At 68.2% G+C, this 25422-nt stretch carries 21 protein-coding genes; 19 read left to right on the forward strand and 2 right to left on the reverse strand.

Going from position 1 to position 25422, the window contains the following annotated elements; all coding sequences use genetic code 11:
- Positions 1-43 precede the first annotated feature (43 nt).
- Positions 44-1987 (forward strand): ABC transporter permease subunit, encoded by a 1944-nt coding sequence (locus OXG33_02060; GenBank protein ID MCY4112709.1) that lies wholly within the window; start codon positions 44-46, stop codon positions 1985-1987.
- A 47-nt stretch (positions 1988-2034) separates the two neighbouring features.
- Here OXG33_02060 and OXG33_02065 read toward each other — a convergent pair whose 3' ends face one another.
- Entirely contained in the window at positions 2035-3102 is a 1068-nt protein-coding gene (locus OXG33_02065) for a GNAT family N-acetyltransferase (GenBank protein ID MCY4112710.1), read from the reverse strand.
- A gap of 119 nt (positions 3103-3221) precedes the next feature.
- Here OXG33_02065 and OXG33_02070 point away from each other — a divergent pair, with 119 nt between their 5' ends.
- Entirely contained in the window at positions 3222-4037 is an 816-nt protein-coding gene (locus tag OXG33_02070) for a cyclase family protein (protein MCY4112711.1), read from the forward strand.
- 29 nt (positions 4038-4066) lie between these two features.
- Here the strand turns inward: OXG33_02070 and OXG33_02075 are convergent, their stop codons facing one another.
- Positions 4067-4549 carry an NUDIX domain-containing protein gene (locus tag OXG33_02075; GenBank protein ID MCY4112712.1) on the reverse strand — a complete coding sequence of 161 codons (483 nt, stop codon included), beginning with the start codon at positions 4547-4549 and terminating at the stop codon, positions 4067-4069.
- A 127-nt stretch (positions 4550-4676) separates the two neighbouring features.
- On the opposite strand from OXG33_02075, the gene OXG33_02080 reads away from it, so the two are divergent.
- The 17 genes from OXG33_02080 (at position 4677) to purM (ending at position 25421) form a co-directional block, all read left to right on the forward strand.
- Positions 4677-5372 carry a histidinol phosphate phosphatase domain-containing protein gene (locus OXG33_02080; protein ID MCY4112713.1) on the forward strand — a complete coding sequence of 232 codons (696 nt, stop codon included), beginning with the start codon at positions 4677-4679 and terminating at the stop codon, positions 5370-5372.
- Positions 5369-7756, forward strand: a complete 2388-nt coding sequence (gene lon / locus OXG33_02085; GenBank protein MCY4112714.1) for an endopeptidase La — start codon at positions 5369-5371, stop codon at positions 7754-7756. Before OXG33_02080 ends, lon begins: the two co-directional genes overlap by 4 nt.
- A gap of 111 nt (positions 7757-7867) precedes the next feature.
- Positions 7868-8923, forward strand: a complete 1056-nt coding sequence (locus OXG33_02090; protein ID MCY4112715.1) for a rod shape-determining protein — start codon at positions 7868-7870, stop codon at positions 8921-8923.
- Between the two features lie 12 nt (positions 8924-8935).
- Entirely contained in the window at positions 8936-9757 is an 822-nt protein-coding gene (gene mreC, locus OXG33_02095) for a rod shape-determining protein MreC (protein ID MCY4112716.1), read from the forward strand.
- Between the two features lie 2 nt (positions 9758-9759).
- Positions 9760-10326 (forward strand): rod shape-determining protein MreD, encoded by a 567-nt coding sequence (gene mreD / locus OXG33_02100; GenBank protein ID MCY4112717.1) that lies wholly within the window; start codon positions 9760-9762, stop codon positions 10324-10326.
- A 5-nt stretch (positions 10327-10331) separates the two neighbouring features.
- Positions 10332-12284 carry a penicillin-binding protein 2 gene (gene mrdA, locus OXG33_02105; GenBank protein ID MCY4112718.1) on the forward strand — a complete coding sequence of 651 codons (1953 nt, stop codon included), beginning with the start codon at positions 10332-10334 and terminating at the stop codon, positions 12282-12284.
- Complete coding sequence (rodA, locus tag OXG33_02110; protein ID MCY4112719.1) at positions 12281-13447, forward strand: rod shape-determining protein RodA; 1167 nt, start codon at positions 12281-12283, stop codon at positions 13445-13447. The genes mrdA and rodA overlap by 4 nt, the downstream gene beginning before the upstream one ends.
- Positions 13444-14382, forward strand: a complete 939-nt coding sequence (gene thrB / locus OXG33_02115; protein ID MCY4112720.1) for a homoserine kinase — start codon at positions 13444-13446, stop codon at positions 14380-14382. The genes rodA and thrB overlap by 4 nt, the downstream gene beginning before the upstream one ends.
- Before the next feature lie 135 nt (positions 14383-14517).
- The gene (guaA, locus tag OXG33_02120; GenBank protein MCY4112721.1) at positions 14518-16050 is read left to right on the forward strand and encodes a glutamine-hydrolyzing GMP synthase; all 1533 of its coding nucleotides are present in this window, start codon (positions 14518-14520) and stop codon (positions 16048-16050) included.
- The gene (gene purD, locus OXG33_02125) at positions 16041-17342 is read left to right on the forward strand and encodes a phosphoribosylamine--glycine ligase (protein MCY4112722.1); all 1302 of its coding nucleotides are present in this window, start codon (positions 16041-16043) and stop codon (positions 17340-17342) included. The genes guaA and purD overlap by 10 nt, the downstream gene beginning before the upstream one ends.
- Complete coding sequence (purB, locus tag OXG33_02130) at positions 17339-18661, forward strand: adenylosuccinate lyase (protein ID MCY4112723.1); 1323 nt, start codon at positions 17339-17341, stop codon at positions 18659-18661. Before purD ends, purB begins: the two co-directional genes overlap by 4 nt.
- 17 nt (positions 18662-18678) lie before the next feature.
- Complete coding sequence (locus OXG33_02135) at positions 18679-19557, forward strand: phosphoribosylaminoimidazolesuccinocarboxamide synthase (GenBank protein MCY4112724.1); 879 nt, start codon at positions 18679-18681, stop codon at positions 19555-19557.
- The gene (purS, locus tag OXG33_02140) at positions 19554-19850 is read left to right on the forward strand and encodes a phosphoribosylformylglycinamidine synthase subunit PurS (protein MCY4112725.1); all 297 of its coding nucleotides are present in this window, start codon (positions 19554-19556) and stop codon (positions 19848-19850) included. Before OXG33_02135 ends, purS begins: the two co-directional genes overlap by 4 nt.
- Positions 19851-19855: 5 nt before the next feature.
- The gene (purQ, locus tag OXG33_02145; protein ID MCY4112726.1) at positions 19856-20548 is read left to right on the forward strand and encodes a phosphoribosylformylglycinamidine synthase subunit PurQ; all 693 of its coding nucleotides are present in this window, start codon (positions 19856-19858) and stop codon (positions 20546-20548) included.
- On the forward strand, positions 20545-22767 hold the full coding sequence (gene purL, locus OXG33_02150) for a phosphoribosylformylglycinamidine synthase subunit PurL (protein MCY4112727.1): 2223 nt from the start codon (positions 20545-20547) through the stop codon (positions 22765-22767). Before purQ ends, purL begins: the two co-directional genes overlap by 4 nt.
- A gap of 144 nt (positions 22768-22911) precedes the next feature.
- Entirely contained in the window at positions 22912-24405 is a 1494-nt protein-coding gene (gene purF / locus OXG33_02155; protein MCY4112728.1) for an amidophosphoribosyltransferase, read from the forward strand.
- Positions 24402-25421 (forward strand): phosphoribosylformylglycinamidine cyclo-ligase, encoded by a 1020-nt coding sequence (gene purM, locus OXG33_02160; protein ID MCY4112729.1) that lies wholly within the window; start codon positions 24402-24404, stop codon positions 25419-25421. Before purF ends, purM begins: the two co-directional genes overlap by 4 nt.
- Position 25422 lies beyond the last annotated feature (1 nt).

Raw genomic sequence — 25422 nt, forward strand, 5'->3', positions numbered from 1 at the left:
AACATTGTGATACCGATTAGATTCATGAATAGAGCCTTAGTCGATGATTAGATATACCGCTCGCCAAGTATTCATTGCAGTCCAGCTCTTCCTGGGGATATCGATCGTCATATTCATTGTGATCAGCTTGTATCCCGGCGACCCGATTACAAATCTCTTCGGCCCCTACGGCCAAGCATGGAGTAATGGGCATGACACTGGCGAGCTACAAGCTCGCTTCAGCGGCGACACTCCCGGACCAGTGCGGTACTTGTTCTGGATGAAGGAGGTATTGACCGGGAATCTGGGCCACGTCGGTCAGTGGGCTCGCCCGGTTGGGGACGTAGTCCGCGAGGCGCTTCCGGTTACGCTCGGGCTAGTCGCCGTCTCCCTCGCCGTCGCCTTGATTATCGGCATTGCATTCGCGCTGATCTTGATCCTATGGCCGCATTCAACCCCGAGCCGTTTCCTGGGTGCCATTCCCATCTTCCTTGCTTCAATCCCGACAGCCTTCCTGGCCATTTGGGGAATCTACCTGTTTGCCGTTCGGCTGGGATGGCTGCCGGCAATGGGGCTCTGGACGCCCGGCGCCGAGGAGACGCTCAATCTCGATCTCGTACGCCACGCCATCCTGCCGACTGCGGTCTTGGCTCTGCCCTTCATCGCCATCTACATGCGCAACGCGCGGCATGCGATGTTGAACGCGCCCGTGGACGAACCGGCAGGACCAGGAGCCGAAGAGAGCTCGGCGAGCGAGACGGCCGTGCGCTCGTTGTCCCTGCTGCCGACTGTCGGTGTGCCGTTGCTGAGAAACCTCAGCCTATCCCTGGCGCCCCTGGTGGGCAGCGCCTTGGTGGTCGAGTCGCTGTTGTCCTTGGGCGGCTTGGGGCACGTGGCGTATCGGTCGCTGTTTCAGCGCGAATACCCGGTGGTGACGGCGGTCATCCTCGTCGGCGCGGTCGCGGTGATTGCGGCAAGGCTGCTGATCGACGTGATTTGCGGCTGGCTCGACCCGAGCACTCGCCAATCCCCCAGGACGTCGACGCCAACGCCCGGCGGGCATCCCGCGGCCGGCCGCGACGCCACCGCGCGACAGCTCGGCCCGCCGCTGGAACTGATCGACCGTCCGCTGGAGCACCGTCCATGGAGTACCGCGCGACGCCGCTTCCGGTCACAGTGGTCGGCCATGGCCGGGCTTGTCGTGCTGCTTGCCTTCCTTGCCGTTGCCATTCTTGGGCCGTTCGTGGCTCCCTTCGACCTCCACCAGGTCGTCGCCTTGCGGTCGATTGGTGATTCGAGCGCTTCCCCTTGGCTTGGGACCGACAGCTATGGTCGGGATGTCTTCAGCCTGCTTCTGCACGGGGCCCGCGGGTCGGTCGGCGTGGGAGCGGCGGCCGCGGTCATCAGCCTCGTGATCGGCTTGGCCGTCGGTGTGCCGGCGGCGAGTCGCGGGGGCTTGGTCGACGGAGTCTTGATGCGGATCACGGACGTCGTCACGACCGTTCCCGCACTATTCCTCATGATGTTCCTCGTAATCCCGCTTCTATTCGGAGTGGCCGGACCAGGCAGCGTGGTGGCCATAACGATTGGGATTGTCAGCTGGCCCGGATTTGCCAGGCTCATCCGCCGGCAACTCCTCATCCAGCGTCAAGCGGGTGCCGCCCCTGATTCAGAGGGATCGGAACGTCGAATGCCCGGCAACCTGGCGGGCCCGTTGATGGTGGCCGTCGCCTACGGTTTCGCCGCGGCGCTCTTGGCGGAAGCCGCGTTGAGCCTTCTGGGCCTTGGCAGCTCCATCCCGCCAATGACCTGGGGACAGATGATCGGGCAATCGCGAGGTCTCGCGTTCTTGACGACTGCAACAGGGGTCATACCTACGATCCTGATCGTTCTCTTGGTCTTGTCGGCTCATCTCGTCGGCGGCGGTCTTCGGCATGCCTTTGCCACGGGAATTGCGGACCCTGAGCCGGCCGGGTCCGGCGACGACCGGGCGGCGCCCGACCGTTAACTCAGTTCACGGCCAGAAGGCCGTCGTCGGCTGCGCGCCGAGTCCGACTAGCCCGGTCCCTCGGCGATGCGCTCTACGTGCCAGGGGTGGCGGTTGGCGTAGTAGGTCATCGACTCGTGCAAGGCGCGGTCAGGCGGATCGAGCACGAGCTCGAACAGGCACAGGTCGACCCAGGCGTCTCCGTCGCGGATGCGATTCGGCAGACGCGCCGCCTCGGTGAAGGCCGCGGCGTGTGCGATATCCGCGAGATCCTCGTCGGTGGCTGCGATCGGGAACTCGAGCACGCTCACGCCGATTTCGCCGGCTCGGTCGATCGCCGCCCGCAGCAACGTCACGGCGTGGTCCATGTAAGCCGGCGCCACGCGCAATGAGAGCGTGGCCACGTGCTGCTGCGAGAACGTGTCGCGGCACACGAAGACCGTCTGTCCGACCACGCGGTTCTTCGGCGTGGCTAGAACCAGCATGGCGCCCTTTGAATCCTGGACGCGGAGCTTCAGGCGCGCGAAGTGGTACTCGTAGCGGGTGTCGCGGAGACAGTCGTCCAGGACCTCCTTGAGCAGCCAGGCCGGCTCGCGCATGTTGTAGAGAATGGCGGCGCGCGGCAGATCGCCCCAGACGGCGTCCCGCACCACCGGCTCGCCGTCGAAGGCCAAATACGTCGCGTCGAATTCGTCCGCGTCCGCCACCGTGAAGCGCATGCCGTCGCCGACGCGATACCAGAAGCCGTGGTTCTCATAGAGGTGGCCGGCGACCGGATTGGTCGTGCACAGGTGAAGCGCCTGGCCACCGTTCGCCACGAACTCTTGCAGCATGCGCCCCATCAGCGCGTCGGCCACGCCCTTGCGGCGGTGCCGGTCCTCGGTCGCCACGAACTCCACGATGCCGACGTCGCGCGTGTCGGCGGGGACGTAGTAGCCCAGCGATCCGGCGTAGTCACCGTCGATGATTCCCACGAAATAGGGCGTGTAAAGCGTCTCGGCCAGCGCCCCGCCGAACAGGTCGTCTTGCAGCGGCTCCCAGGTGCGGACGCGGCCGCCGAACGTGTCCATCGGCGGGAGCAAGCGCACAATCTGCATGCGCTCGCCGTTCCGCAGCGTGACGCTTTCAGGGGCCATGGCATCGCTCGGCGTGGGCGGACGCGCGATTCTACGCGCGGGCCGGTGGTCCGGGACCGCGCGGTGCGCCACTATGGCGGGAACGGCCCCCTGCTAGGCATTGACCGGAGGATCCACCAATGGCACAGGCAACGGCGGCGAATCCCGAAGTGATCGACCAGCTCACGGCGTCGCGCGTGTACGACCTCGGCACGCGCTACGAGATGGACATGCCGGTGCATCCGGCGCACCCGCCGTACATCTTCACGCTTCAGCGACGCCACGGCGACACCTTCCGGCCCGGCGGCTACAGCTCATCCAACGAGCTGATCGTCATGTGCGGTCACACGGGCACGCACATCGACTCCCTGGCGCACGTCTCCGAGCACGGGCAGCTCTTCGGCGGCGTGGACGCGAGCTGCAACCAGCAGGGCGGCCGGGGCATGAAATCGATAGGCGTGGACACCATTGAGCCGGTCGTACGGCGCGGCGTGCTGCTCGACGTGGCGGGCGCGGAGGGCGTGGACATTCTGCCGCCGGATTACGGGGCCGATGCCGAGACCCTGCAGGGCGTCTCCAAGGCCCAGGGCGTGGAGATCCAGGCCGGCGACTGCGTGCTGGTGCGCACCGGGTGGATGCGCCATTGGGACGATCCGCCGGCGTACTTGGCCGAGAGCGAGGGTCAGCCCGGCGTCAACGCCGACGCCGCCGAGTGGCTGGTCGAGCGCGGAATCTTCCTGGGCGGGTCGGACACGGCCGCGTTCGAGCAGGTCATCCCCGGCGCGGCCATGCCGGTGCACCTGATCTTCCTCGCGCGCAACGGCATCCACATCCTCGAAATGGCCGACCTGGAAACCCTGGCCGCCGACGGCGTCTACGAGTTTGGATTCGTGCTCTCGCCGCTCAAGCTGGTCGGCGCGACGGGCTCGCCGGTGCGCCCGCTGGCGCTGGTTTAGGGCGCCCCTGCGGCTATCCCGGACCGCGCCTAGCCCAGAAAGAGGTCGTAAGGTCCTGGAATCGGCGACTCGACCGCGGCGCGTTGGAGCAGTTCACGCGAGGGGCTGAGCGCGCGCGCGGCGATGGCGCGGTTGATCTCGGGAACCTTGTCGAGCGCGTCGATCTCCTCCATGGTGAGGAAGCGGGCGGCGTCGACTTCGTCGCCGGGCGTGGGCTCGCCGGCGACGCGCCGGAGCAGGAACACCACGTAGGTGGAGTGGTCCTCGGCGTGCCGCGAGCGCACCGCCAGCAGCCCCTGGACCTCGGTCGTGATACCGGCTTCTTCCTGGACCTCGCGGACGGCGGCCTCGGGCAGCGTCTCGTCGGCCTCGCAGAACCCGCCCGGAATCTGCCAGCTGCCGCGCCCGTAGTCGGTGGCGCGGCGCACGAGCAAGACGCGGTCACCGTCCACGACGGCGCCGCCCACGCCGACGTTGTAGCCGGTGTTGTAGCGCGCGGGAATCGGGCTCATCGCGCCATAGTACCGGCGTGATGAGCGCCGACACGTCTGGAGACGGCACCGGCAGACTTCAGACCGCGGCGCATTGAGTCCCCGGCATGCAGGCTCATAGAATCAGGAGCCTCCCCGGACATTCGGCGTGGCTTTCGTGCTCTTCGACTTTCACACGCACACGTTTCTCAGCGACGGCGAGCTTTCGCCGATCGAGCTCTTGCGGCGCTGCCACGTCGCGGGCTACACCGCCGTGGCCGTGACGGATCACGCCAGTCCCGCCAACGTCCACACGCTCGTGCCGGCCCTGGCCCGCGATTGCCGCATCGCGGAGGAGGCATGGGGCATCGTGGCCATTCCGGGCGTGGAGATCACGCACGTGCCGCCGGGCGAGATCGACGCGGTGGCGCGAAGCGCGGCGGAAGCGGGGGCCGAGATCGTGGGCGTCCACGGCGAGACTATCGCCGAGCCGGTCGCCGCCGGCACCAATCGCGCCGCGCTGGAGTCGGACTACGTGCACGCGCTGGTGCACCCGGGTCTGCTGAGCCCGGAGCTGGCGCAGTTGGCGCAGCGCAACGGCAAGTGGTTGGAGCTCTCGGCGCGCCGCGGGCACTCGCTCACCAACGGGCACGTGGCCGCGCTGGCCCGGGCGTCGGGAGCGCGGTTGCTGGTGAACAGCGACGCGCATTCCCCGGGTGACCTGCTGTCGGAGCCCTTGGCCCGACGCGTGGCGCGCGGGGCGGGTTTGAACGCCGACGAAACCGAGACCGTGGTGGCGGACAACCCGCTGGAGTTCCTGCGCCAAATTGGGCGCTCGGTTCCAGAGATCAGCCCGGTCCCGTGACCATCCTCGAGCACGAGCCGATTCCGCCCGAACTCGAGATCATCGACCCCGACGATCAGGACGCAACCGGGACCGAGCGAGTGGAGCTGCCGGTGCTGCCCCTGCGCGCCGAATCGCTCTACCCCATTCCCGAGACCATGACGCCGTTTCTCGTTGGACGCGAGGGCTCCGTGTCGGCCATCGAAGACGCGTTGGCCCGCGACCGGCGCATCCTGGCCGTGGCCCAGCGCGAGCCCAACAAGGAGGAAGTCGGCTTCGAGGACCTGCACGAGATGGGGACCGAGGCGCGGATCATCCGCATGTTGCGGTTGCCCGACGGGACGACCAGCGTGCTCGTGCACGGCGTGCGGCGCGTCCGCGTCGTCTCGGTCCTCAGCGAGTACCCCATCGTGCGGGTCGTGGGCCAGGTCGTGGAGGACCTGGACGAGGACCCCGCGGCCTCACGCGCGGCGATGCCGGAGGTGCTGGAGCTCTTCCAGCGCGTCGCCCGGCTCAGCGACACGATTTCGGAAGAGGCGCAGATTCGCGCCATGAACGCCGAGACACCCGGGCTGCTGGCGGACGTGGTGGCGGCGTCGCTCAGCCTCTCCTTGGACGATCACCAGACGCTGCTGGAAATGCGCGACGTGGCGGAGCGGCTGGATCGCGTGCGCACGTTGCTGGACGAGGAAATCCGCGTGCTCAAGCTCGAGCAGGAGATCCGCGAAAGCACCCGCAACGACGTCGATATCAAGCAGCGCGAGTTCTACCTGCGCGAGCAGATGCGGGCGATCATCAAGGAAATCGGGGAAACCAACGCCCAGAACGCCGAGATCGCCGCCATTCGCGAACGGCTGGAGTCCGGCGCATACCCCGAGGCCGTCGTCGCGCGTGGACTCAAGGAGATCGACCGCCTCAACGCTCTGCCGCACGGATCGCCCGAAACCAGCGTGCTGCGCACCTACCTGGAGTGGCTCACGGAATTGCCCTGGCGGCGCCGATCCAGGGACAAGACGGACGTGGCGCGGGCGGAGGACATCCTCAACCAGCACCACCACGGCCTGAAGGACGTGAAGGAGCGCTTGCTGGAGTACATCGCGGTGCGCCACCTCGCGCGACGCTCGCGTAGCCCCATCCTCTGCTTCGTGGGACCGCCGGGAGTCGGCAAGACGAGCCTGGGTCGCTCCATCGCCGAGGCCCTGGGCCGGACCTTCGTGCGCGTGTCGCTGGGCGGCGTGCGCGACGAGGCCGAGATTCGCGGCCATCGCATGACCTACGTGGGCTCCATGCCCGGCCGCATCCTGCAGAAGATGCGAGAAGCCGGGACCGTCAATCCCGTCTTCATGATCGACGAGATCGACAAGCTGGGGCTGGATTTTCGCGGCGACCCCGCCGCCGCCCTGCTCGAAGTGCTGGACCCGGAGCAGAACCACACCTTCAGCGATCACTATCTGGAGTTGCCCTTCGACCTCAGCAAGGTGATGTTCATCGCCACGGCTAACACGCTGCACGGCCTGCCGCCCGCGCTGGTCGACCGCATGGAGGTGATCGAGCTTCCGGGCTACGTCGAAGACGAAAAGGTGGCCATCGCAGAGCATTTCCTCGTCGCCCGGCAGCTGCATGAGCACGGGCTGAGCGCCGATGCGCTGGAGTTCGAACGGGACACCCTGCGGCGCATCGTGCAGGCCTACACCCGCGAGGCCGGCGTGCGCGAGCTTGAGCGCGCCATCGCCACCATCGCCCGCAAGCAAGCCCTGGCCCGCGCCGAGGGGCGCGAGGCGCAGCAACGGATTCGACCCGCGGACATACCGGAATACCTCGGCCCGCCGAAATATCGCTATGGAAAGGCGGAGAGCGAAGACGCGCACGCCGTGGCGACCGCGGTGTTCACTACGCCGGCGGGCGGAGACTTGTTGCCGATCGAGGTCTCCATTGCCGAGGGCGCCGGCAAGGTCACGCTGACGGGCTCCCTGGGCGACGTGATCCAGGAGTCCGCCCACGCCGCCATCACCTATGCCCGGGCGCACGCCGACGAGTTTGGCTATGGCGCGTCCGACTTCGACGCCGTGGACATTCACGTGCACGTGCCCCAGGGCGCCCTGCCGAAGGAAGGCCCGGCGTCGGGCGTGGCCATCGCCGCCGCGCTGGTCTCGGCCCTCGCCCGGCGCAAGGTGCGCGGCAGCGCGGCCATGACCGGAGAAATCACGCTGCGCGGGCGCGTGCTGCCGGTCAGCGGAATCAAGGAGAAAGTCCTCGCCGCCCAACGCGCGGGCATTGAGACCTTCGTGCTGCCGCATGGCAACCGGCAAGACTTGGACGAGCTGGACGCGGACACCCGGCAAGGCCTCGAATTCGCCCTCGCGACCACGGTTGACGAGGCGCTCGCGCACGTTCTGGTGGGCTAGCGCGGCGGGATCCGCCGCCAGGGGCGACTCTGGCGACCGAAGGGAGTGGCTATTCTGCGTTACGCGTCCGCGGCGCCGCCCGCGGAATGGAAGAGCTGAGCAAGCGGTCTGATGTTTGGTCCGTTCAACACGCTTCTCGGGCTCTTCTCGCGCGACCTCGGCATCGACCTTGGCACGGCGAACACCCTGGTCTATGCGAAAGACCGCGGCGTGGTGCTGTCCGAGCCGTCGGTGGTCGCGACCGACCAGAACACGATGCGCGTGCTGGCCGTGGGCGCCGAGGCCAAGAAGATGGTGGGCCGAACTCCGTCCAACATCACGGCCATGCGACCGCTGCGCGACGGCGTGATCGCCGATTTCGACACTGTGGAAACCATGCTGCAGTACTTCATCAGCCGCGTGCACGATGAGCTGCCGTTCGCGCCGCGTCCCCGCGTGATCGTCGGCGTGCCCTCCGGCGTCACCGAGGTTGAGAAGCGCGCCGTCCACGAGGCGAGCCTGCAGGCCGGCGCCCGCGAGGTGTACCTGATCGAGGAGCCGATGGCTGCCGCCATCGGCGCCGGACAACCGATTCAGGAGGCCACGGGCAACATGATCGTGGACATCGGCGGCGGCACGACCGAGGTCGCCGTGATTTCACTGGGCGGCGTGGTGGTGAGCCACAGCATTCGCGTGGCGGGCGACGAGATCGACGAGCAGATCGTGGAGTACTGCCGCAACGAGCACATGCTGCTCATCGGCGAGCGCACGGCGGAGGCTTGCAAGATCGCCGTCGGATCGGCCTACGCCGGTTTGCAGGAAGACACCGTGCTTGTCCGCGGCCGTGACCTGCAGAGCGGGCTGCCGCGCCAGGCCGAGCTGACCTCCGGGCACATCCGCGAGGCGATTGGCGGGCCGGTGACCGAAATCGTTGACAACGTGAAGCTCGCCATCGAGGCCACGCCCCCTGAGCTGCTGGCCGACATCATGGAGCACGGCATCTATCTCGCCGGCGGTGGGGCGTTGCTGCGCAATCTGGACAAGCGCATCGAGCAGGAGGCCGACATTCCGGTACACGTCTCGGAGAATCCGCTTGAGGCGGTCGTGCGGGGCACGGGAGCGTGCCTGCACAACCTCGAGGCGTACCGCGAAGTCTTCGTCGCCGAGAACAGATCGCCCTACGGCTAGGTGGTCACGAGCATGCGGGGGGGGCAACGAGCCGCGATCGTGCTGATCGGGCTGATCGTCGCGGCGGTCGTGCTCTCGATGCTGCACAACACCGGCGCCAGCGTTCCGGTGGAGGGCCTCGTCCTGCGGGTGGTGGAACCCGTGCGGAGCGCCTTCACGACGGTCGCCAACGGCGCCTCGCGAGCGCTGACCGACCTCGAGCGGTTTGGCGAAATGCGCGAGGAGAATGCCGCGCTGCGGGTTGAAGTGGCCGAGCTTCGAGCGCAGGCCACCCGCCTCAGCGACGCCGAACGCGAGAACGAGCGCTTTCGAGAGGCCCTGACCTACCTGGACGAAAACCCCGAGCTGGAGTTGGTGACCGCCCGCATTGTCGGGCGCGACAGCCTCGACATGCTGGACACGATCGTGATCGATCGCGGCGCGTCCTCAGGCATCCGGGCGGGTATGGCGGTGGTGGCCAACGGGGGATTGGCGGGCCGCGTGACCAAGGTGACCGACACCACCGCCGACATCCTGCCCGTGCACAGTCCGCAGAGCACGGTGAGCGTGCTGGCTCAGGGTGACGAGGCCACGGCGGACGGCACATTAGACGGGACCAACGGCGCCGATCTGGTGATGCGCCACATTGACGCCGAGGCCGCGATCATGGTGGGCGACCCGGTCGTGACCTCCAGCCTTGGCGGCAGCCTCCCGCGCGGGATCCCGGTGGGGCGGATCGTGGCCATCGAGGTCTCGCCCACGAGCGTGCTGCGCCAGGCGATCGTGGCGCCGCTCGTGCAGCCCGAGCACTTGGACGTCGTCCAGGTCATCCTCGGGCAGACCGCCGGGGCGTAGGCATGGTTTCGCATCTGGGCACGGCCGCGCGCGGTGTGCGCTGGCTCCCATCGCCCGGCACATTGGCGGCGGCGCTGTTTCTGGCGCTGCTGGCCCTGGTGCAAACCTCGGTGCTGCCCTACTTCGAGATCATGGGCGCGCAACCGTCGCTGGTCCTCGTCAGCGTCGTGATTCTGGCCACGATGCAGGTGGGGACGCGGGCCCTCGGCTGGGGCTTCGGCGGCGGGCTGCTGGTCGACCTGTTTTCAGCCGCGCCCCTCGGAACCAACGCCCTGCTGTTCACGCTGATCGCCTACGTGGCCGGAGGGGGCTTTGGCGGTGTCGACCGCGCGAACCTGCTCATCCCGGTCGTCGCGGTCGCGCTCGCAACCGCCGCCTACTACCCAAGCGTGCTGCTCGCCCTTCAGCTGCAGGGGTTCGATGTCGCGTGGGAGGCCCATCTGCCCGCCCGCCTGTGGCCGGCGATCGTCGTCAATCTGGGCGCCGCGGCGGTGCTCTACTACCCCGTGCGGGTGCTCGAACGCTGGACGCACGGTCGCCCAATTCCGACGTTTCGAGGAGTACGCTAGAAGCTATGGCGGCGAACAGCGGGCCGGGCGATCAATCGGCGGCGGGGGCGCCCGGAACCAAGAGCGACGGCGGCGCGAGCGCCAATCGCAAACTCCGGCGCGGCCTGATCCTCGGAGGCGCCGTGGTGGCGGCCAACACGGCTCTGGCGGGACGACTCTGGCAGCTCCAGGTCGTTGAAACCGAGGCCTACCAGGAACAAGCGGCGCGGAATCGCCTGCGAACCGAACCGGTGCGGCCGATCCGCGGTCTGGTCTTTGACCGCAACCGCGAGCCCCTGGTGCGCAACATCCCCGTTTTCGGCGTGTGGGTCACACCGGCCGACGTGCCAAAGTCTCGCGAAGGCTCAATCATCGCCAGCCTGGCCGCCCTCACGGGCGAGCGACCGGACGACGTGCGCCTCAAGCTGTCGCAGGCCCGCTACGATCCGGGTCGCCCGGTGCAGGTGGCGGCGGACGTGCAGCGGGATTCGGCGCTGGCGATCGAGGAGCGACGCCACGACCTGCCCGGCGTGCAGGTTCGTTCCGGGATTCGCCGGAACTATCTCCACGGCGACGTCTTTGGGCACATGCTGGGATTCGTCGGCCCCGTCCCCGCCGAGGCGCTGGAGGAGTACCAGGCGCTTGGCGTGGGCTTCGATGAGACGGTCGGGCTGGCCGGCTTGGAACGCCAGTTTCAGGGGGCGCTGCGCGGCGCCGACGGCTCGCGGAAGGTCCAGATCGACGCGCTGGGGCGCGAGCTGAACGAGATCGAATCCCAAGCGCCGGTCGAGGGACGGCACCTCGTGCTGACGGTCTCCGTTCGCGAGCAGCGGGCCATCCGCGAGATTCTGGCGCGGCATCTGGCCCTCCGTGACTCCGGCGCCGGCGTCGCCGTCGTCATTCGACCGGAGGACGGATCGGTCGTGGCGCTCGCCAGCCTGCCGGACTACGACAACAACGCGTTCGGAGTGGGCGGAGACCGCAGCGTGCTGACGCGGCTGGTCACGGACTCGCGCCGCCCCCTCATCAATCATGCGGTGGCCGGCCTCTACCCGCCCGGCTCCAGCTACAAGGTCATTGCGGCCTCGGCGGCGCTCGAAACGGGGATCGTCTTACCGCAAACCAAGATCCGGTGCGACGGTCAGTTGGTGCTGCCAACCGGCTGGGCCTTCAACGACTGGCTGGCGACCGGACACGGCATGGTCGACCTGCACCGGGGCATTTCGGAGTCCTGCAACATCTACTTCTACAACATCTCCGGGGGCAATCCATATACCAATCTCACCGGGTTCGGCAATCGGCGGCTGGTGGAGTTCGAGCGAGGGTTTGGGTTCGGCGAAGTCAGCGGAATTGACCTTCCCGGCGAGGCGGCCGGACTGGTGCCAACCGCCGAGTGGAAGCAGGGCAACCTGGGACAGTCTTGGGTGACGGGCGATACCTACCACGCGGCCATTGGCCAGGGGCTGGTGCAGGTCACGCCGCTGCAGATCGCCATGATGTATGCGGCCGTCGGCAACGGCGGGCGCCTGCTGCGCCCGCGCCTGGTGGACCGCATCGTCGACACGCAGGGCAACGTGCTCCAGCGCCTGCCCATCAGCGAGCGTGGGCGATTGCCCGTCTCGGATGAGCACCTGCGCCTGATCCGCAATGCGCTTCTGGAGGCCGTCAACGGTCGCAATGGCACCGGCAAGTGGGCACGCTCGGAGTTCGCCGTCGTGGCGGGAAAAACCGGCACCGCCGAATACAGTGGAACGCGGGACTCCCAAGGCAAGCTCCCCAGCCATGCGTGGTTTGCGGGCTACGCCCCGGCAGGCAAGCCCGAATACGCATTCGCCGTCCTGGTTCGCGACGGTGGCGAGGGCGCATTCGCAGCCGCGCCGATCGCACGGGACATCATCGACTACTTGATGTCGGGTGAAATGCCTCCGCTGCCCCAGGACCGTCCGGACTTCATCCCGCCAACTCGGCGGCTGGCATGACGCACACCCTGCGGCGCTTCGATCTCGCCGTCATCATTCCGTCGATCGCGCTGGTTTCGGCGGGAATTCTCATGCTCTCCACCACCGGCGATCCCGGCCAAACCGGCCTGGACCACAAGGCGGTGCAGCAGGGCGTGTTCGTGGCCATCGGTTTCGCCGTCGCCCTGGTGATGGCCTTCCTTGACTATCGCCTGCTCAATGCCGTGGCCCTGCCGGCGTTCATTCTCGGGACGATCCTGGTTGCCGCCGTGGTGGTGTTCGGCGACGCCAGCCTGGGCGCCCAACGCTGGTTCGTGGTCGGTCCCATCGTCATCCAGCCGTCCGAGATTATGAAGCTCGCCGTCATCATCTTTCTGGCACGGTTTCTGGCGCGGCGCGGCGAAGGCGTTCGTTCCATTCGGACGCTGCTGCTGAGCTTGCTCATCGTGCTGGCGCCCGCGGCACTGGTATTCATCGAGCCGGACCTCGGCTCGGCGTTGGTATTCGTGGCGATCTGGTTGGCGATGGTGTTCGTCGCCGGCGCGCGCTGGTGGCATGCGCTGATTCCGGCGGGGATGGCCTTGGCCGCATTCCCCTTTGGCTGGTTCTTTGCGCAGGACTATATGCGTGAGCGCTTCGTCGCGTTCCTCGACCCTGGGAGCGATCCACTTGGCGCCGGCTATAACGTGCTGCAGGCTCGGATTTCGATTGGCTCGGGCGGCTGGTGGGGACAGGGCATCGGCCAGGGCACGCAGTCGCAACTCGAGTTCTTGCGCGTCCGCGACACCGACTTCATCTTCGCCGTGCTCGGCGAGCAGCTGGGATTCGTCGGCGCCCTGGGCGTCATCTTGTTTTTCGCCATCCTGCTCATTCAGGCCGTGATCATCTCCATTCGCGCGCGCGACGATTTTGGCCGCTACCTCGCCATCGGCATTGCGGGCATGCTGTTCTTCCAATCCTTCGTCAACATCGGCATGAACGTGGGGCTGATGCCAGTGACCGGAATCACGCTTCCGCTGCTGAGCTTCGGCCGAAACTCTCTGGTGGTCACGCTGGCGGCCATCGGCATTCTGCTCAGCATCAATGCGCACCGAATGGCCGCCCCGCATCGGCAACAGGGCGTCTGGTGGGTGTCGAGCGTCAGGCGGCTGACGGCCGGTCCCGGGACTTCGCCGCGGCCGTGAGCGGCCCCGGATGGGCCGAGGTTGCCGTCCCGGCGTCGTCGGGGAATCTGGGCGCCGGGTTCGATGCGCTTGGGCTGGCCCTGGAACTGCGGAACACCTACAGGTTCGAGCCCAGCAGTCACGACCACATCGAGGCCACGGGAAAGTTCGCCGAATTCGTGCCGCGCGATGTCCGGCGCAATCTGGCCTTTCGCGCGTTCCGGTCTCTCGCGCCGCCGGCGGCCGGCCCCTATCGGCTCCACGCTCGGCGGATCATCCCCGCCCAGGGGGGCCTGGGCAGCTCGGCCAGCGCCATCGTTGGCGGGCTCGTGGCGGCCACGCTCGCCTTCGACCTCGACGTACCCCAGGACGACCTGCTGCGGCGGGCGGTCGAGCTCGAGGGGCATGCGGATAACGTGGCGCCCGCGTTGCTCGGCGGCATGGTGGTCACCGTACCGGACGGACCCGACCTTGACTGGCTGCGGCTCGAATTCCCGGCAACGGTGGGGATTGTGCTGGTCGTGCCGGGCTACCGGGTACCGACCCACCGCGCGCGTCAGGTCCTGCCCGATCAGGTTCCGCGGGCCGACGCCGTGGCCAACCTCGCCCGCGCGGCGTTGATGGTGGGCGCCGTGAGCCAGGAGCGTTTCGACCTGTTCCAAGAGGCAATGACCGACCGGATCCACCAGCCCTACCGCGCCGCACTCAATCCGGCGCTGGAGCCCTGCATGGCGGCGGCGCTGGAAGCGGGCGCCCATGGGACAGCCCTCAGTGGGTCGGGGCCCACCGTCATTGCGTTCGGTCCGCGCGACCGCAACCTCTCGGTGGCCAGCTCGATGGCCGACGCCTGCCTCGACAGCGGTCACTCGTGTGAGACCTACGTGGTCAGCGCAGCCGTTGAGGGCGCCCATCCAACCGAGGCCTGGCGAACGCAGACACGGCCAGCCGATCTATAATCGGGCGTCGGCGTGCACCGTCGCCTGAACGCGCGACGGGCGCCGCAGGGAGGCCTACTGCTCACCGAATCGAGCGCCCGCGGAGTTGTCCCACGCCCGGACGCGATCGGCGCCGGCGCGGACATCGCTGCATCGATCGGACACGAGACCATCGCGGTCCTCGATTTCGGGTCGCAATACAGCCAGCTCATCGCTCGGCGGATTCGCGAAGTCGGCGTCCGCACCGAGCTCCTTGCCCCTGACCAACTGCGCACGGTCGACCGCCGCAACCTGCGCGGCATCGTGCTCTCCGGCGGTCCGGCCAGCGTCTATGCGCCGGGCGCGCCTCAGCTTCCGGCGGACGTGCTGGACGCGGGCGTTCCGGTCCTGGGCATCTGCTACGGCATGCAGCTCCTCAGCCACAGCTTGGGCGGCCGCGTGCAACGCGCGTCGCGGCGCGAGTACGGCCCGGCGCGCGTGCGCGTCGCCGACGGGGCGCATCCGCTGTTCGCCGGCCTGCCGCCGGCGTTTGACGTGTGGATGAGCCACGGCGATGTGGTCGAAGAGCTGCCGCCCGGCTTTCGCTCGGTCGCCGCAACCGCACACTCGCCCACGGCGGCCATGTCCAACGGCAACGGCGTCAGCGCGCTGCAGTTCCATCCCGAGGTCCGGCACACATCGCATGGGCTGGATCTGCTGCGCAATTTCGCGCGCGACGTTTGCGGCTGCCGCGGTGATTGGACCCCGGCGTCCCTCGTACGCGAGGCCATCGCCGACATCCGCCGCCGTGCCGCCGACGCCCGCGTGATTTGCGGGCTCAGCGGCGGCGTCGACAGCGCCGTCACCGCCGCGCTGGTGCACGCCGCGATCGGCGACCGGCTCACCTGCATCCTCATCGACACCGGCTTGCTGCGCGCAGGCGAGGTCGCGCAGGTCCGCGACGCGCTCCGCACCAGCCAAGACCTCGATCTCATCGTCGTGGACGCGGCGGAGGAGTTCCTAACCGGCCTGCAAGGCGTGACCGAGCCCGAGCGGAAGCGCGCCATCATCGGCGAGGCCTTCATTCGCGCCTTCGAGCGCGAGGCCGCCCGCATCGACGACGCACGCTTCCTTGCACAGGGCACGATCTACCCCGACGTGATTGAAAGCGGTGGTCGCGAGGGCGCGGCGGTCATCAAGTCGCATCACAACGTCGGCGGGTTGCCCGATCGCCTGGGCCTGGAGTTGCTGGAGCCGCTGCGCGAGCTCTTCAAGGACGAGGTGCGCGCCGTGGGGCGCGAGCTTGGCCTGCCGGGATCGATCGTCGACCGCCAGCCTTTCCCCGGGCCGGGCCTCGCCGTGCGCGCGCTCGGCGACCTGACGCCCGCGCGGGTCGAAACGCTGCGGGCGGCGGACGCCATCGTGCTCGAAGAGTTAGAGCCCATCGCCGCCACGCATTCCCTCGCGCAGTACTTCGCCGTGCTGCCGGGAGTGCGCAGCGTGGGCGTGATGGGCGACGAGCGAACCTATGGCGAGCTGGTGGCGGTCCGCGCCGTCACCTCCGACGACTTCATGACCGCCGACTGGGCCCGCATCCCGGCCGAAGTGCTGGCGCGAATCTCGAGCCGGCTGGTAAACGAGGTTCCGGGCGTCAATCGTGTGGTCTACGACATCACCTCCAAACCCCCGGGGACCATCGAATGGGAATGAACATTCAGCAGGCGGCCCCCAAGCTGCTGGTCGTGGGCGGCGGCGGTCGCGAGCACGCGATCTGCTGGCGGCTGCGCCAAGACCGACCGCATGCCGAGATCTACTGCGCGCCGGGCAACGCAGGCACCCAGGATGTCGCCCGAACGCTCGACATCGGCGCGGGCGACATTGACGACCTTGTCCGGTGGTCCCGATCGGAACGTCCCGACATGGTCGTGGTCGGGCCCGAGGATCCGCTGATCGACGGTCTTGTGGACGCATTGCAAACAATCGGCGTGCCGGCCTTTGGACCGACGCGGCGCGCGGCGGAGATCGAAGGCAGCAAGGCCTTTTCGAGCGCCCTGGCCACGCAGCTCGGCGTGCCGGCGCCCGCCCACGCCACGTTCAACGATGTCGACGAGGCGCTGGCCTACGTGGAGGACGAACCGGGAGGAGTGGTGGTCAAGGCCGACGGTCCGGCTCTTGGCAAGGGCGTGATTGTCTGCGGCACCCCCGAGGAAGCCGATGCGGCGATTCGCCACATGATGGTCGACGGCGCGTTCGGCGCCTCCGGCGCGCGCGTGGTGGTGCAGGAGCTGCTGCATGGTCCCGAGCTATCCGTGCTCGCGCTGTCGGACGGCACGACGTTTCGCACCATCGGCGTGGCCCGCGACTACAAGCGCATCGGCGATGGCGACCGAGGACCGAACACCGGAGGCGTCGGCAGCTACACACCCGTGCCGGACGCGCCCGCGGCGCTCGTGGCGCGCGTCGAGCGCGAGATCATCGCCCCGGTCCTGGCCCGCATGCGGGCGCAGGGACGCCCCTACGTCGGAATCCTGTTCGCCGGACTCATTCTGACGGCCGAGGGACCCAAGGTGATCGAGTTCAACTGCCGCATGGGCGACCCGGAGACCCAGGTCGTGTTGCCCGTGCTGCAAGGCGACTTCGTTGACCTCATCGACGCCGCGGTGAGCGGCACGCTGGATCGCGCAAGCATTTCCACTCCGACACAGGCGGCGGTGGCCGTCGTGGTGACGTCCGAAGGCTACCCGGGCCCATCCGAGAGCGGTCTTCCGATCGACGGGCTGGACGCCATCGACCGCGGGCTGGTCTTTCATGCTGGCACTGAGCGCCGAGACGGCGCGGTGCGGACGGCGGGAGGGCGCGTCCTCGCCGCCGTGGGCATTGCCGACGACCTGGGTGAGGCGCGCGACGAGGCTTATGCCCTCGCCGCCTCGATTCGCTTTCGGGGCGCGGGATACCGGTCGGACATCGCCGCCGACGCGCTCGGCATGGCGGTCGCATCGTGATTCCGCGCTATACCCGGCCCGAGATGGGCGCGATCTGGGACCGCCAGATGTACTTCGAGTTCCAGCGGCGCGTCGAGCTGGCGGCGGTCAACGCCTGGGCACGGGACGGCCGCATTCCCGCCGACGAGGCCGAGCTGCTGCAGCGCGCCAGCTTCACCCTCGAGCGCATCGACGAGCTCGAACGAACCAGCGACCACGAGACCAACGCATTTGTGGATGCCCTGGCCGAGTCGGTGGGTCCCGAGGGCCGCTGGCTGCACCTGGGCCTCACCTCGTCCGACGTGCTGGACACGGGGCTGGCGCTGCAACTCGTCGCGTCCGCCAATCAGTTGCTCGAGCGCCTGGACGACCTGTCGCGAGTCCTGACACGGCTGGCGCTGGAACATCGCCGCACGCTCATGATCGGGCGCAGCCACGGCGTGCACGCGGAGCCGATCACCTTCGGTCTCAAGCTGCTGATTTGGATCGACGAGGTGCGGCGCCAACGTCAGCGCCTGTGCGACGCGAAGGCGACCGTGAGCGTGGGCAAGTTCTCGGGCTCGGTGGGCACGCATGCCCACGTGCCGCCGCGGGTCGAGGAGTGGGCCTGCGCCGAGCTTGGGTTGACCGCGGCGCCGGTTACGAACCAAATCGTCCAGCGCGACCGCCACGCGCATTTCATGACCACGCTGGCCGGCATCGCCAGCTCGCTCGACAAATTCGCCACCGAGATCCGCAGCTTGCAGCGCACCGAGATTCGCGAGGCCGAAGAGCCGTTCGAAGAGGGCCGCCACGGGTCGTCCTCCATGCCGCACAAGCGCAATCCGTCGCGCTGCGAGCGCGTTTCCGGCCTCGCGCGGCTGGTCCGGTCCAACGCTCAGGCGGCGCTGGAAAACGTGGCGCTGTGGCACGAACGCGACATCAGTCATTCGTCGGCGGAGCGCGTGCTCATCCCCGACTCATGCATGGCGCTGGACTACATCCTGTGGCTCTTCACCAACGTCATGCGCGACCTGCGGGTCTACCCGGAACGGATGCGCGCGAACGTGGACATGACCGGCGGCCTCATCTACTCGCAGGGGGTATTGCTGGCCCTGGTGCGCGCCGGCATGTCGCGCCAGGAGGCCTACGCCATCGTGCAGGACCACGCCGGCACGGCTTGGACCAGTGGAGCGTCATTCCGCGACCTGATCACCGGGGATCCGCGCGTAACCGATCGGCTCACACCCGACGACTTGAATTCGGCCTTTAGCCCGGATCCGCATTTGAAATGGATCGACGCCGCGTACGAGAGACTAGGCTTGAACGAAGACGCCGCGCCGGACGCCCCGGCGCCATAGGCGGAGGTGAGCGCGACATGACAAACACGGTTACCCAAACCGATCTGGAGGGCTTGCGGCTCATCAACCGCGGGAAAGTGCGTGACATCTACGACCTAGACGACAAGCTGCTGATCGTCACCACCGACCGCATTTCGGCATTCGACCACGTGCTGCCAACGGCCATTCCAGACAAGGGCGCCGTGCTCACGGGCATGTCGGAGCGCTGGTTTGGTCTCACCGAGGACATCGTGCCGAACCACCTCATCACGACCGACGTGGACGCCATGGGCGACGACGTGCGCCGGCACGCCGACGTACTGCGCGGCCGGACCATGCTGGTCAAGCGCGCCGAGCGCATCGACGCGGAGTGCGTGGTACGCGGCTACATCACCGGCTCCGGCTGGGTGGACTATCAGCGCACGGGCCAAATCTGCGGCATCGACATCCCCGAAGGCATGCAGGAGGCCGAGCCCTTCGCCGACACGCTGTTCACGCCCGCGACGAAAGCCGAGACCGGCCACGACGAGAACATCAGCTTCGCCCAGCTGAGCGACCTGGTGGGAGCCGAGTTGGCCGGGCGCCTGCGGGACGTCAGCATTGCGGTGTACTCCCGCGGCCGCGACTACGCGGGCGAGCGCGGCATCATCCTCGCCGACACCAAGTTCGAGTTCGGCTGGGTCGATGGCGAGCTGACCCTGATCGACGAGGTCCTCACGCCGGATTCGTCCCGCTTCTGGGACGTGGCGGAATACGATGTCGGCCTCTCGCCGCCGAGCTTCGACAAGCAGATCGTGCGCAACCACCTGATCGAGATTGGCTGGGACCGGGAGCCCCCGATTCCGGCGCTGCCGGACGCGATCGTGGAGCGCACCGCGGCGCGCTATCGCGAGATCCGCGAGCGCCTGGCGGCGTGAGCGGCCTGCCCCAGATCTACACCGCGCACGTATTCGTGCGCCTCAAACCCGGCGTCAACGATCCGCAGGGAGCCACCGTCGCGGGGGGACTCGGAGATCTTGGTTTCGACGGCGTTCGCGACGTGCGCGTCGGGAAGATCGTCGATGTCGAGTTGGTCGCGCCGGACGCCGCCACCGCGCGCGAGCGCGTCCAAGCCATGTGCGAGCAGCTGCTGACCAATCCCGTGATTGAGGACTTCGAGCTGGAGCTGATCGAGCCGCAACCGCTCAAACTCAGCGACACCGCCTGGTAGACGGCGTGCGCGCGGCGGTCATCGTATTTCCGGGCAGCAACTGCGACACCGACACGCACCATGCGCTGGCGGAAGTGATGGGGGTGCCGACCGACTTGGTCTGGCACGCGACATCGTCGCTCGACGGCTATGACCTCGTCGTGCTGCCCGGCGGATTCAGCTATGGCGACTATCTGCGCACCGGCGCCATGGCGGCGCAGGCCCGCGTGATGCGCGCCGTGCGCGAAGCGGCCGAGCGCGGCATACCGGTGCTCGGGATCTGCAATGGCTTCCAGATCCTGCTCGAATCAGGCTTGCTCCCCGGCGCGATGCTGCCCAACGCCTGCGTCGAGTTCCGTTGCGAATGGGTGCACGTGCGCGTGGAGACGCAGCGCACGCCGTTTACCGGATCGGCCGACGTGGGCCAGGTCCTGCGCATGCCCATCGCACACGGCGAGGGCAACTATGTCGCGGACCGCGCCACCCTGGAGGAGCTGCACGACAACGACCAGATCGTCTGGCGCTACATCGACGCCGACGGCAGGCGCGCGGCGGAGGCCAACCCCAACGGCTCAGTCGGCGATATCGCGGGCATCTGCAACGCTCGGGGCAACGTGGTTGGACTGATGCCCCACCCCGAGCGCTGCAGTGAGACCGCGCTTGGCGGCACGGACGGGCGAATGGTGTGGGAGTCCGTGCTCGCTCGCGTGGCCGCGTGACCGCGCCCACCGATCGGGCCGTCCCCGACGACGCCACCCTGCGCGAAGTGGCGCTGACGCGCGACGAATATCATCACGCCTTCGACCTGCTCGACCGCGCCCCCAATGCGGTGGAGCTCGGAATCATCGGCGGCATGTGGAGCGAGCACTGCGGCTACAAGCACTCGCGCCCGCTGCTGCGCCGCTTTCCCGGATCCGGCCCGCGAGTGCTGATCGGTCCCGGAGAGGAAAACGCCGGGGCCGTGGACATCGGCGACGGGCTGGCCATCGTGATGAAGGTCGAGAGCCACAACCACCCGAGCGCCGTCGAGCCGTTTCAGGGCGCGGCTACCGGAGTGGGTGGGATCCTGCGCGACATCTTCACGATGGGCGCGCGGCCCATTGCCATTCTGGACAGCCTGCGATTCGGATCCCTCGACGACGCCCGCAGCCGATTCTTGGCAAACGGCGTGGTCGGGGGCATCGCCTGGTACGGCAACTGTGTGGGCGTGCCCACGGTCGGCGGCGAGATTCAGGTGGCGTCGTGCTACGCGGGCAATCCGCTGGTCAACGCCATGTGCGCGGGCCTCATTCGCCATGAAGACCTGACCAGCGCCGCCGCCTCGGGACCGGGCAATCCCCTGATCCTCGTTGGCACGGACACGGGTCGCGACGGCATCCACGGCGCCACGTTCGCCTCGGTGGAAGACCCTGAGGCCTCGCATCGCGGCGTGGTGCAGGTCGGCAATCCCTTCATGGAAAAGCTGCTGCTCGAGGCGTGCCTGGAAGCGCTGACGACGGGAGGCGTGGCCGGACTGCAAGACCTGGGAGCGACCGGCCTCACCAGCGCCACGATCGAAGCCGCGGAACGCGGCGGCTGCGGCGTCGCCATCGACGTGGCCCGCGTCTCGCGGCGCGCCGACCGCATGACGCCTTATGAAGTTATGTTAAGTGAAAGCCAGGAGCGCATGCTCGTCGTGGCGCACGCCGGGCGCGAGGATGACGTCCGCGCCGTCTTCACCAAGTGGGGACTGCATAGCGACGTCATCGGCCACGTGGCCGACGGGAGCGACATCCGGGTTACCGAGGGTTCGGTCGACGTGGCGCAGCTGCCGGTGTCGATGCTGGTCGATGCCCCGACTTACGAGTTTCCCGTCGAGCGACCGGCCTACCTGGACGACGTGCAGCGGCTGAACGTTGAGGACGTGCCCGAGCCGGAGAATCTCTCGCGGACCCTCCTCACGATGCTGGCGTCCCCCAACATTGCCAGCCGGCGCGGCGTCTACCGGCAATACGACCACATGGTGGGCACCCGGACGATGGGTCCGCCGGGCGGAGACGCGGCGGTGATGCGCATCAAGGGGACGGACCGCGCGATCGCGCTGTGCACCGACGGCAACGCGCGGCATTGCTACCTGGACCCGTTCCACGGCGGCGCCATGGCGGTGGCCGAGGCCGCGCGCAACGTGTCCTGTACCGGCGCCACGCCGCTCGCGATCACCAACTGCCTCAACTTCGGCTCGCCGGAAGACCCGGCGGTCTACTACCAGCTGGCGCGCGTGATCGACGGCATGACCGCGGCCTGCAGAGCGCTCGGCACCCCGGTGATCAGCGGCAACGTGAGCCTCTACAACGAATCGGGCGACCAGGCCATCTGGCCCACGCCCGTGGTCGGCATGCTCGGCCTGCTGGCGCACGCCGACGCGAGTTGCGGAGTCGCGCTGGGCACCGAGGGCGATGTCGTGGGATTGCTCGGCGACACGCCGCCGGCGCTCGATGGCAGTGAGTATCTGGCGGTTGTCCACGGGCAAGTTGCCGGCGCCCCAACCATCGACCTTGAAGCCGAGTTGGCCGTCCAGACCGCGCTCCGTGACCTGATCCAGGCCGGGCTGCTGGTCTCGGCCCACGACTGCAGCGACGGCGGACTGGCCGTCGCCGTTGCCGAGAGCGCTTTCGCAGGCGGCATCGGCGTGCGGCTCGAAATCGGTTCGTCTCACGAGCGAGACGACGTCGCGCTCTTCGGCGAAGCTCCGTCGCGAATCGTGATCAGCTCCACCGCCGCGGCGTGGCCGGACGTGGAACGACTCGCTCTAGCGGCGGACGTCCCCCTGCGCGCGCTGGGCCGCGTCGGCGGCGACCGGCTGCGCCTCGGCTCCATCGACGTGCCGCTCGACGAAGCTCATCGAGCATGGGACCAGGGCTTGGATGCCGCACTCGCCGGACGCCAGCCGAACGGTTAAGATGCGGCAGGGAGGGAATCCGGGGTAGCCCCGCTGGCATTCACGCGCTCCAGTCCATGCGGGCCGACGCCGTCCAACGCACCGGCGCCGGCAAGATTCCGAGTCCCATCACACCCTCTCCCAATCTACGAACCTGCTGCCCCTTTGGGGCTGCCCAACCTGCGCGAAGCCTGCGGCGTCGTCGCGGTCTATGGTCCCGATGCGGATGTCGCCGCCCTGGCCTACGTGGGGCTCTACGCCGTCCAGCACCGGGGGCAGGAAGGCGCGGGCATCACGCTGGGGAACGGCGAGGACCTCTACACCGTCAAGGACGAGGGGCTGGTTTCGCAGGTATTTCGGGGCGACATCCTGGCCGAAGCCCACGGGCACCTCGCGATCGGGCACTGCCGCTACTCCACCAGCGGCTCGAACACCACGCAGAACATCCAGCCGGTGCTGCAAGCGACCGAGTTGGGGCCGATATCGGTGGCCCACAACGGCAACATCGTCAACGCCCTGCACCTGCGGGACTCAAATGGCGAAGCCGGCTATCACACCACGGCCACGTCCGACACGGCCGTTATCGCCCAGGCAATTGCCGGCGCGCCCGGCGGCAGCGTGTTCGAGCGGGTGTGCCACACCGTGCCGCGGCTCCAGGGCTCGTTCTGCCTGGCGGTAGCCACCCCCAACGAGGTCATCGTCGCGCGTGACTCCATGGGCAACCGCCCGCTGTGCCTCGGCTCGATCGACGGCGCGTGGATCGTGACGTCGGAAACCTGCGCGTTGGACGCGGTGGGCGCCCAATTCGAACGGGAAATCGAGCCGGGCGAGGTCTTGTCCATCGGCGCCAACGGCCTGAAGTCCCAGCACGCAACGCCGCCGCACCGTCACGCCCTCTGCACCTTCGAGTACATCTACTTCACACGGCCCGACTCGTCCCTCAGGGGCGAATTGGTCCACTCCGTGCGCCGCGAGATGGGACGCCGGCTCGCGCTGCAGAATCCGGTAGACGCGGACCTGGTCGTGGGCGTGCCGGACTCGGCCATCGCCGCCGCGACCGGCTACGCCGAGGCCAGCGGCCTGCCCTACGCCGACGGCTTCCTGCGCAATCGCTATATCGGTCGCACGTTCATCGAGCCGTCCATTGAGCTGCGCAAGCTCTGGGTGCGTCTCAAGTACAACGCGCTCCCCAGCGTCACGCAGGGCAAGCGGGTGGTCATGGTCGACGACAGCATCGTGCGCGGCACGTCGCAGCACCAACTGGTGGATCTGCTGCGCGAGCGGGGCGGGGCGAGCGAGGTCCACGTCCGGATCACCGCCCCGCCGATCCGCTGGCCCTGCTTTCTCGGCATCGACATCCCCGATCCCGACGAGTTGATCGCGCATGAGCGGCCGGTGGCGGACGTTTGCGAAGCCATCGGCGCCGACAGCCTCGACTACCTCAGCATTCCGAACCTGGTGGCCGCCACCCGCCAGGCGCACGGCGAGCTGTGCCTGGGTTGTTTCACGCGTGACTACCCCATCGACGTGCAGCTGGCCTTCGACAAGTTCGAGCTCGAGCGGCCAACCGAGTTGCAGACCGCGCCGGTGTTCCCCCGCCAGGCCGCGATGTTTCCGCTGGAGGAATCCGAGGCCGAGTCCGCCGAGCACGGCCCATGAGCACCGCGCCGCGCTCGGCCTATGCGGACGCCGGCGTCGACCTCGACCACAACGACTCGCTCAAGGCGGCGCTGCGGAACGCCGTGGCCAGCACGTCGGACGATGCGTCGCTGCCCGGATTTGGAGCCTTTGCCGGCGGCCTGCGGCTGCCCGCGGATATGAGAGACCCGGTGCTGCTGGCCAGCACGGACTCGCTGGGCACCAAGCTCCTGCTCGCGTTGGATTGGGATCGTCCCGAGCTTGCCGGCGGCGACATCGTGCGCCACTGCATGAACGACCTGGCCGTGCAGAACGTGCGCCCGCTGGCATTCCTCGACTACGTGGCGGCGGCGCACCTCGAGCGCGACGTGGTGACGCGTTTGGTGCGCGGCATCGCCGAGGCCTGCCGCGCCGAAGGCGTGACGCTCATCGGCGGCGAGTCGGCGCAGTTGCCCGACACCTATCGGTCCGGGGCCTACGACCTCGCCGGCACCGTGATCGGCGTCGCCGAGCAGGTCGACCTGGCGGATCCAGACAAGATTCGCGTGGGCGATGTCTGCGTGGGGCTGCCGGCGGCGGGTCCGCATACCAACGGCTACAGTCTGGTCCGGCGCGCGCTGGAGCGCGGGAATCCGGCGGCGCCGCTTGGCGAGACCACCGCGATCGATGCGGCGCTCACGCCGCACGAATCCTACGTGGAGGCGCTGCTCCCGGCCTTTCGGGTTCCCGGCGTGCTTGCGGCCGCCCACATCACCGGCGGCGGACTCGTTGACAACCTGCCGCGCATCCTGCCGGACGGGCTTGCGGCGCGGCTGTCGCCCGCGGCGTGGGTGACTCCGCCGCTGTATGCGTGGATCGAGGAAACCGCAGAGGTCACCCGTGAGGAGATGTACCGGGTCTTCAACATGGGCGTCGGCGTGATCATCGTGTGCCGGCCCGATGCCGGCGAAGCGCTGCTCAACGAGCTTTCCGGCGCGTTCGTGGCCGGATCGGTGGCGCCGCGCGACGGCGCGGCGGTGGAGCTTATCGACGCGTGAG

This window comes from Chloroflexota bacterium, from assembly GCA_026708035.1.
Taxonomy (GTDB): Bacteria; Chloroflexota; UBA11872; order UBA11872; family UBA11872; genus JAJECS01.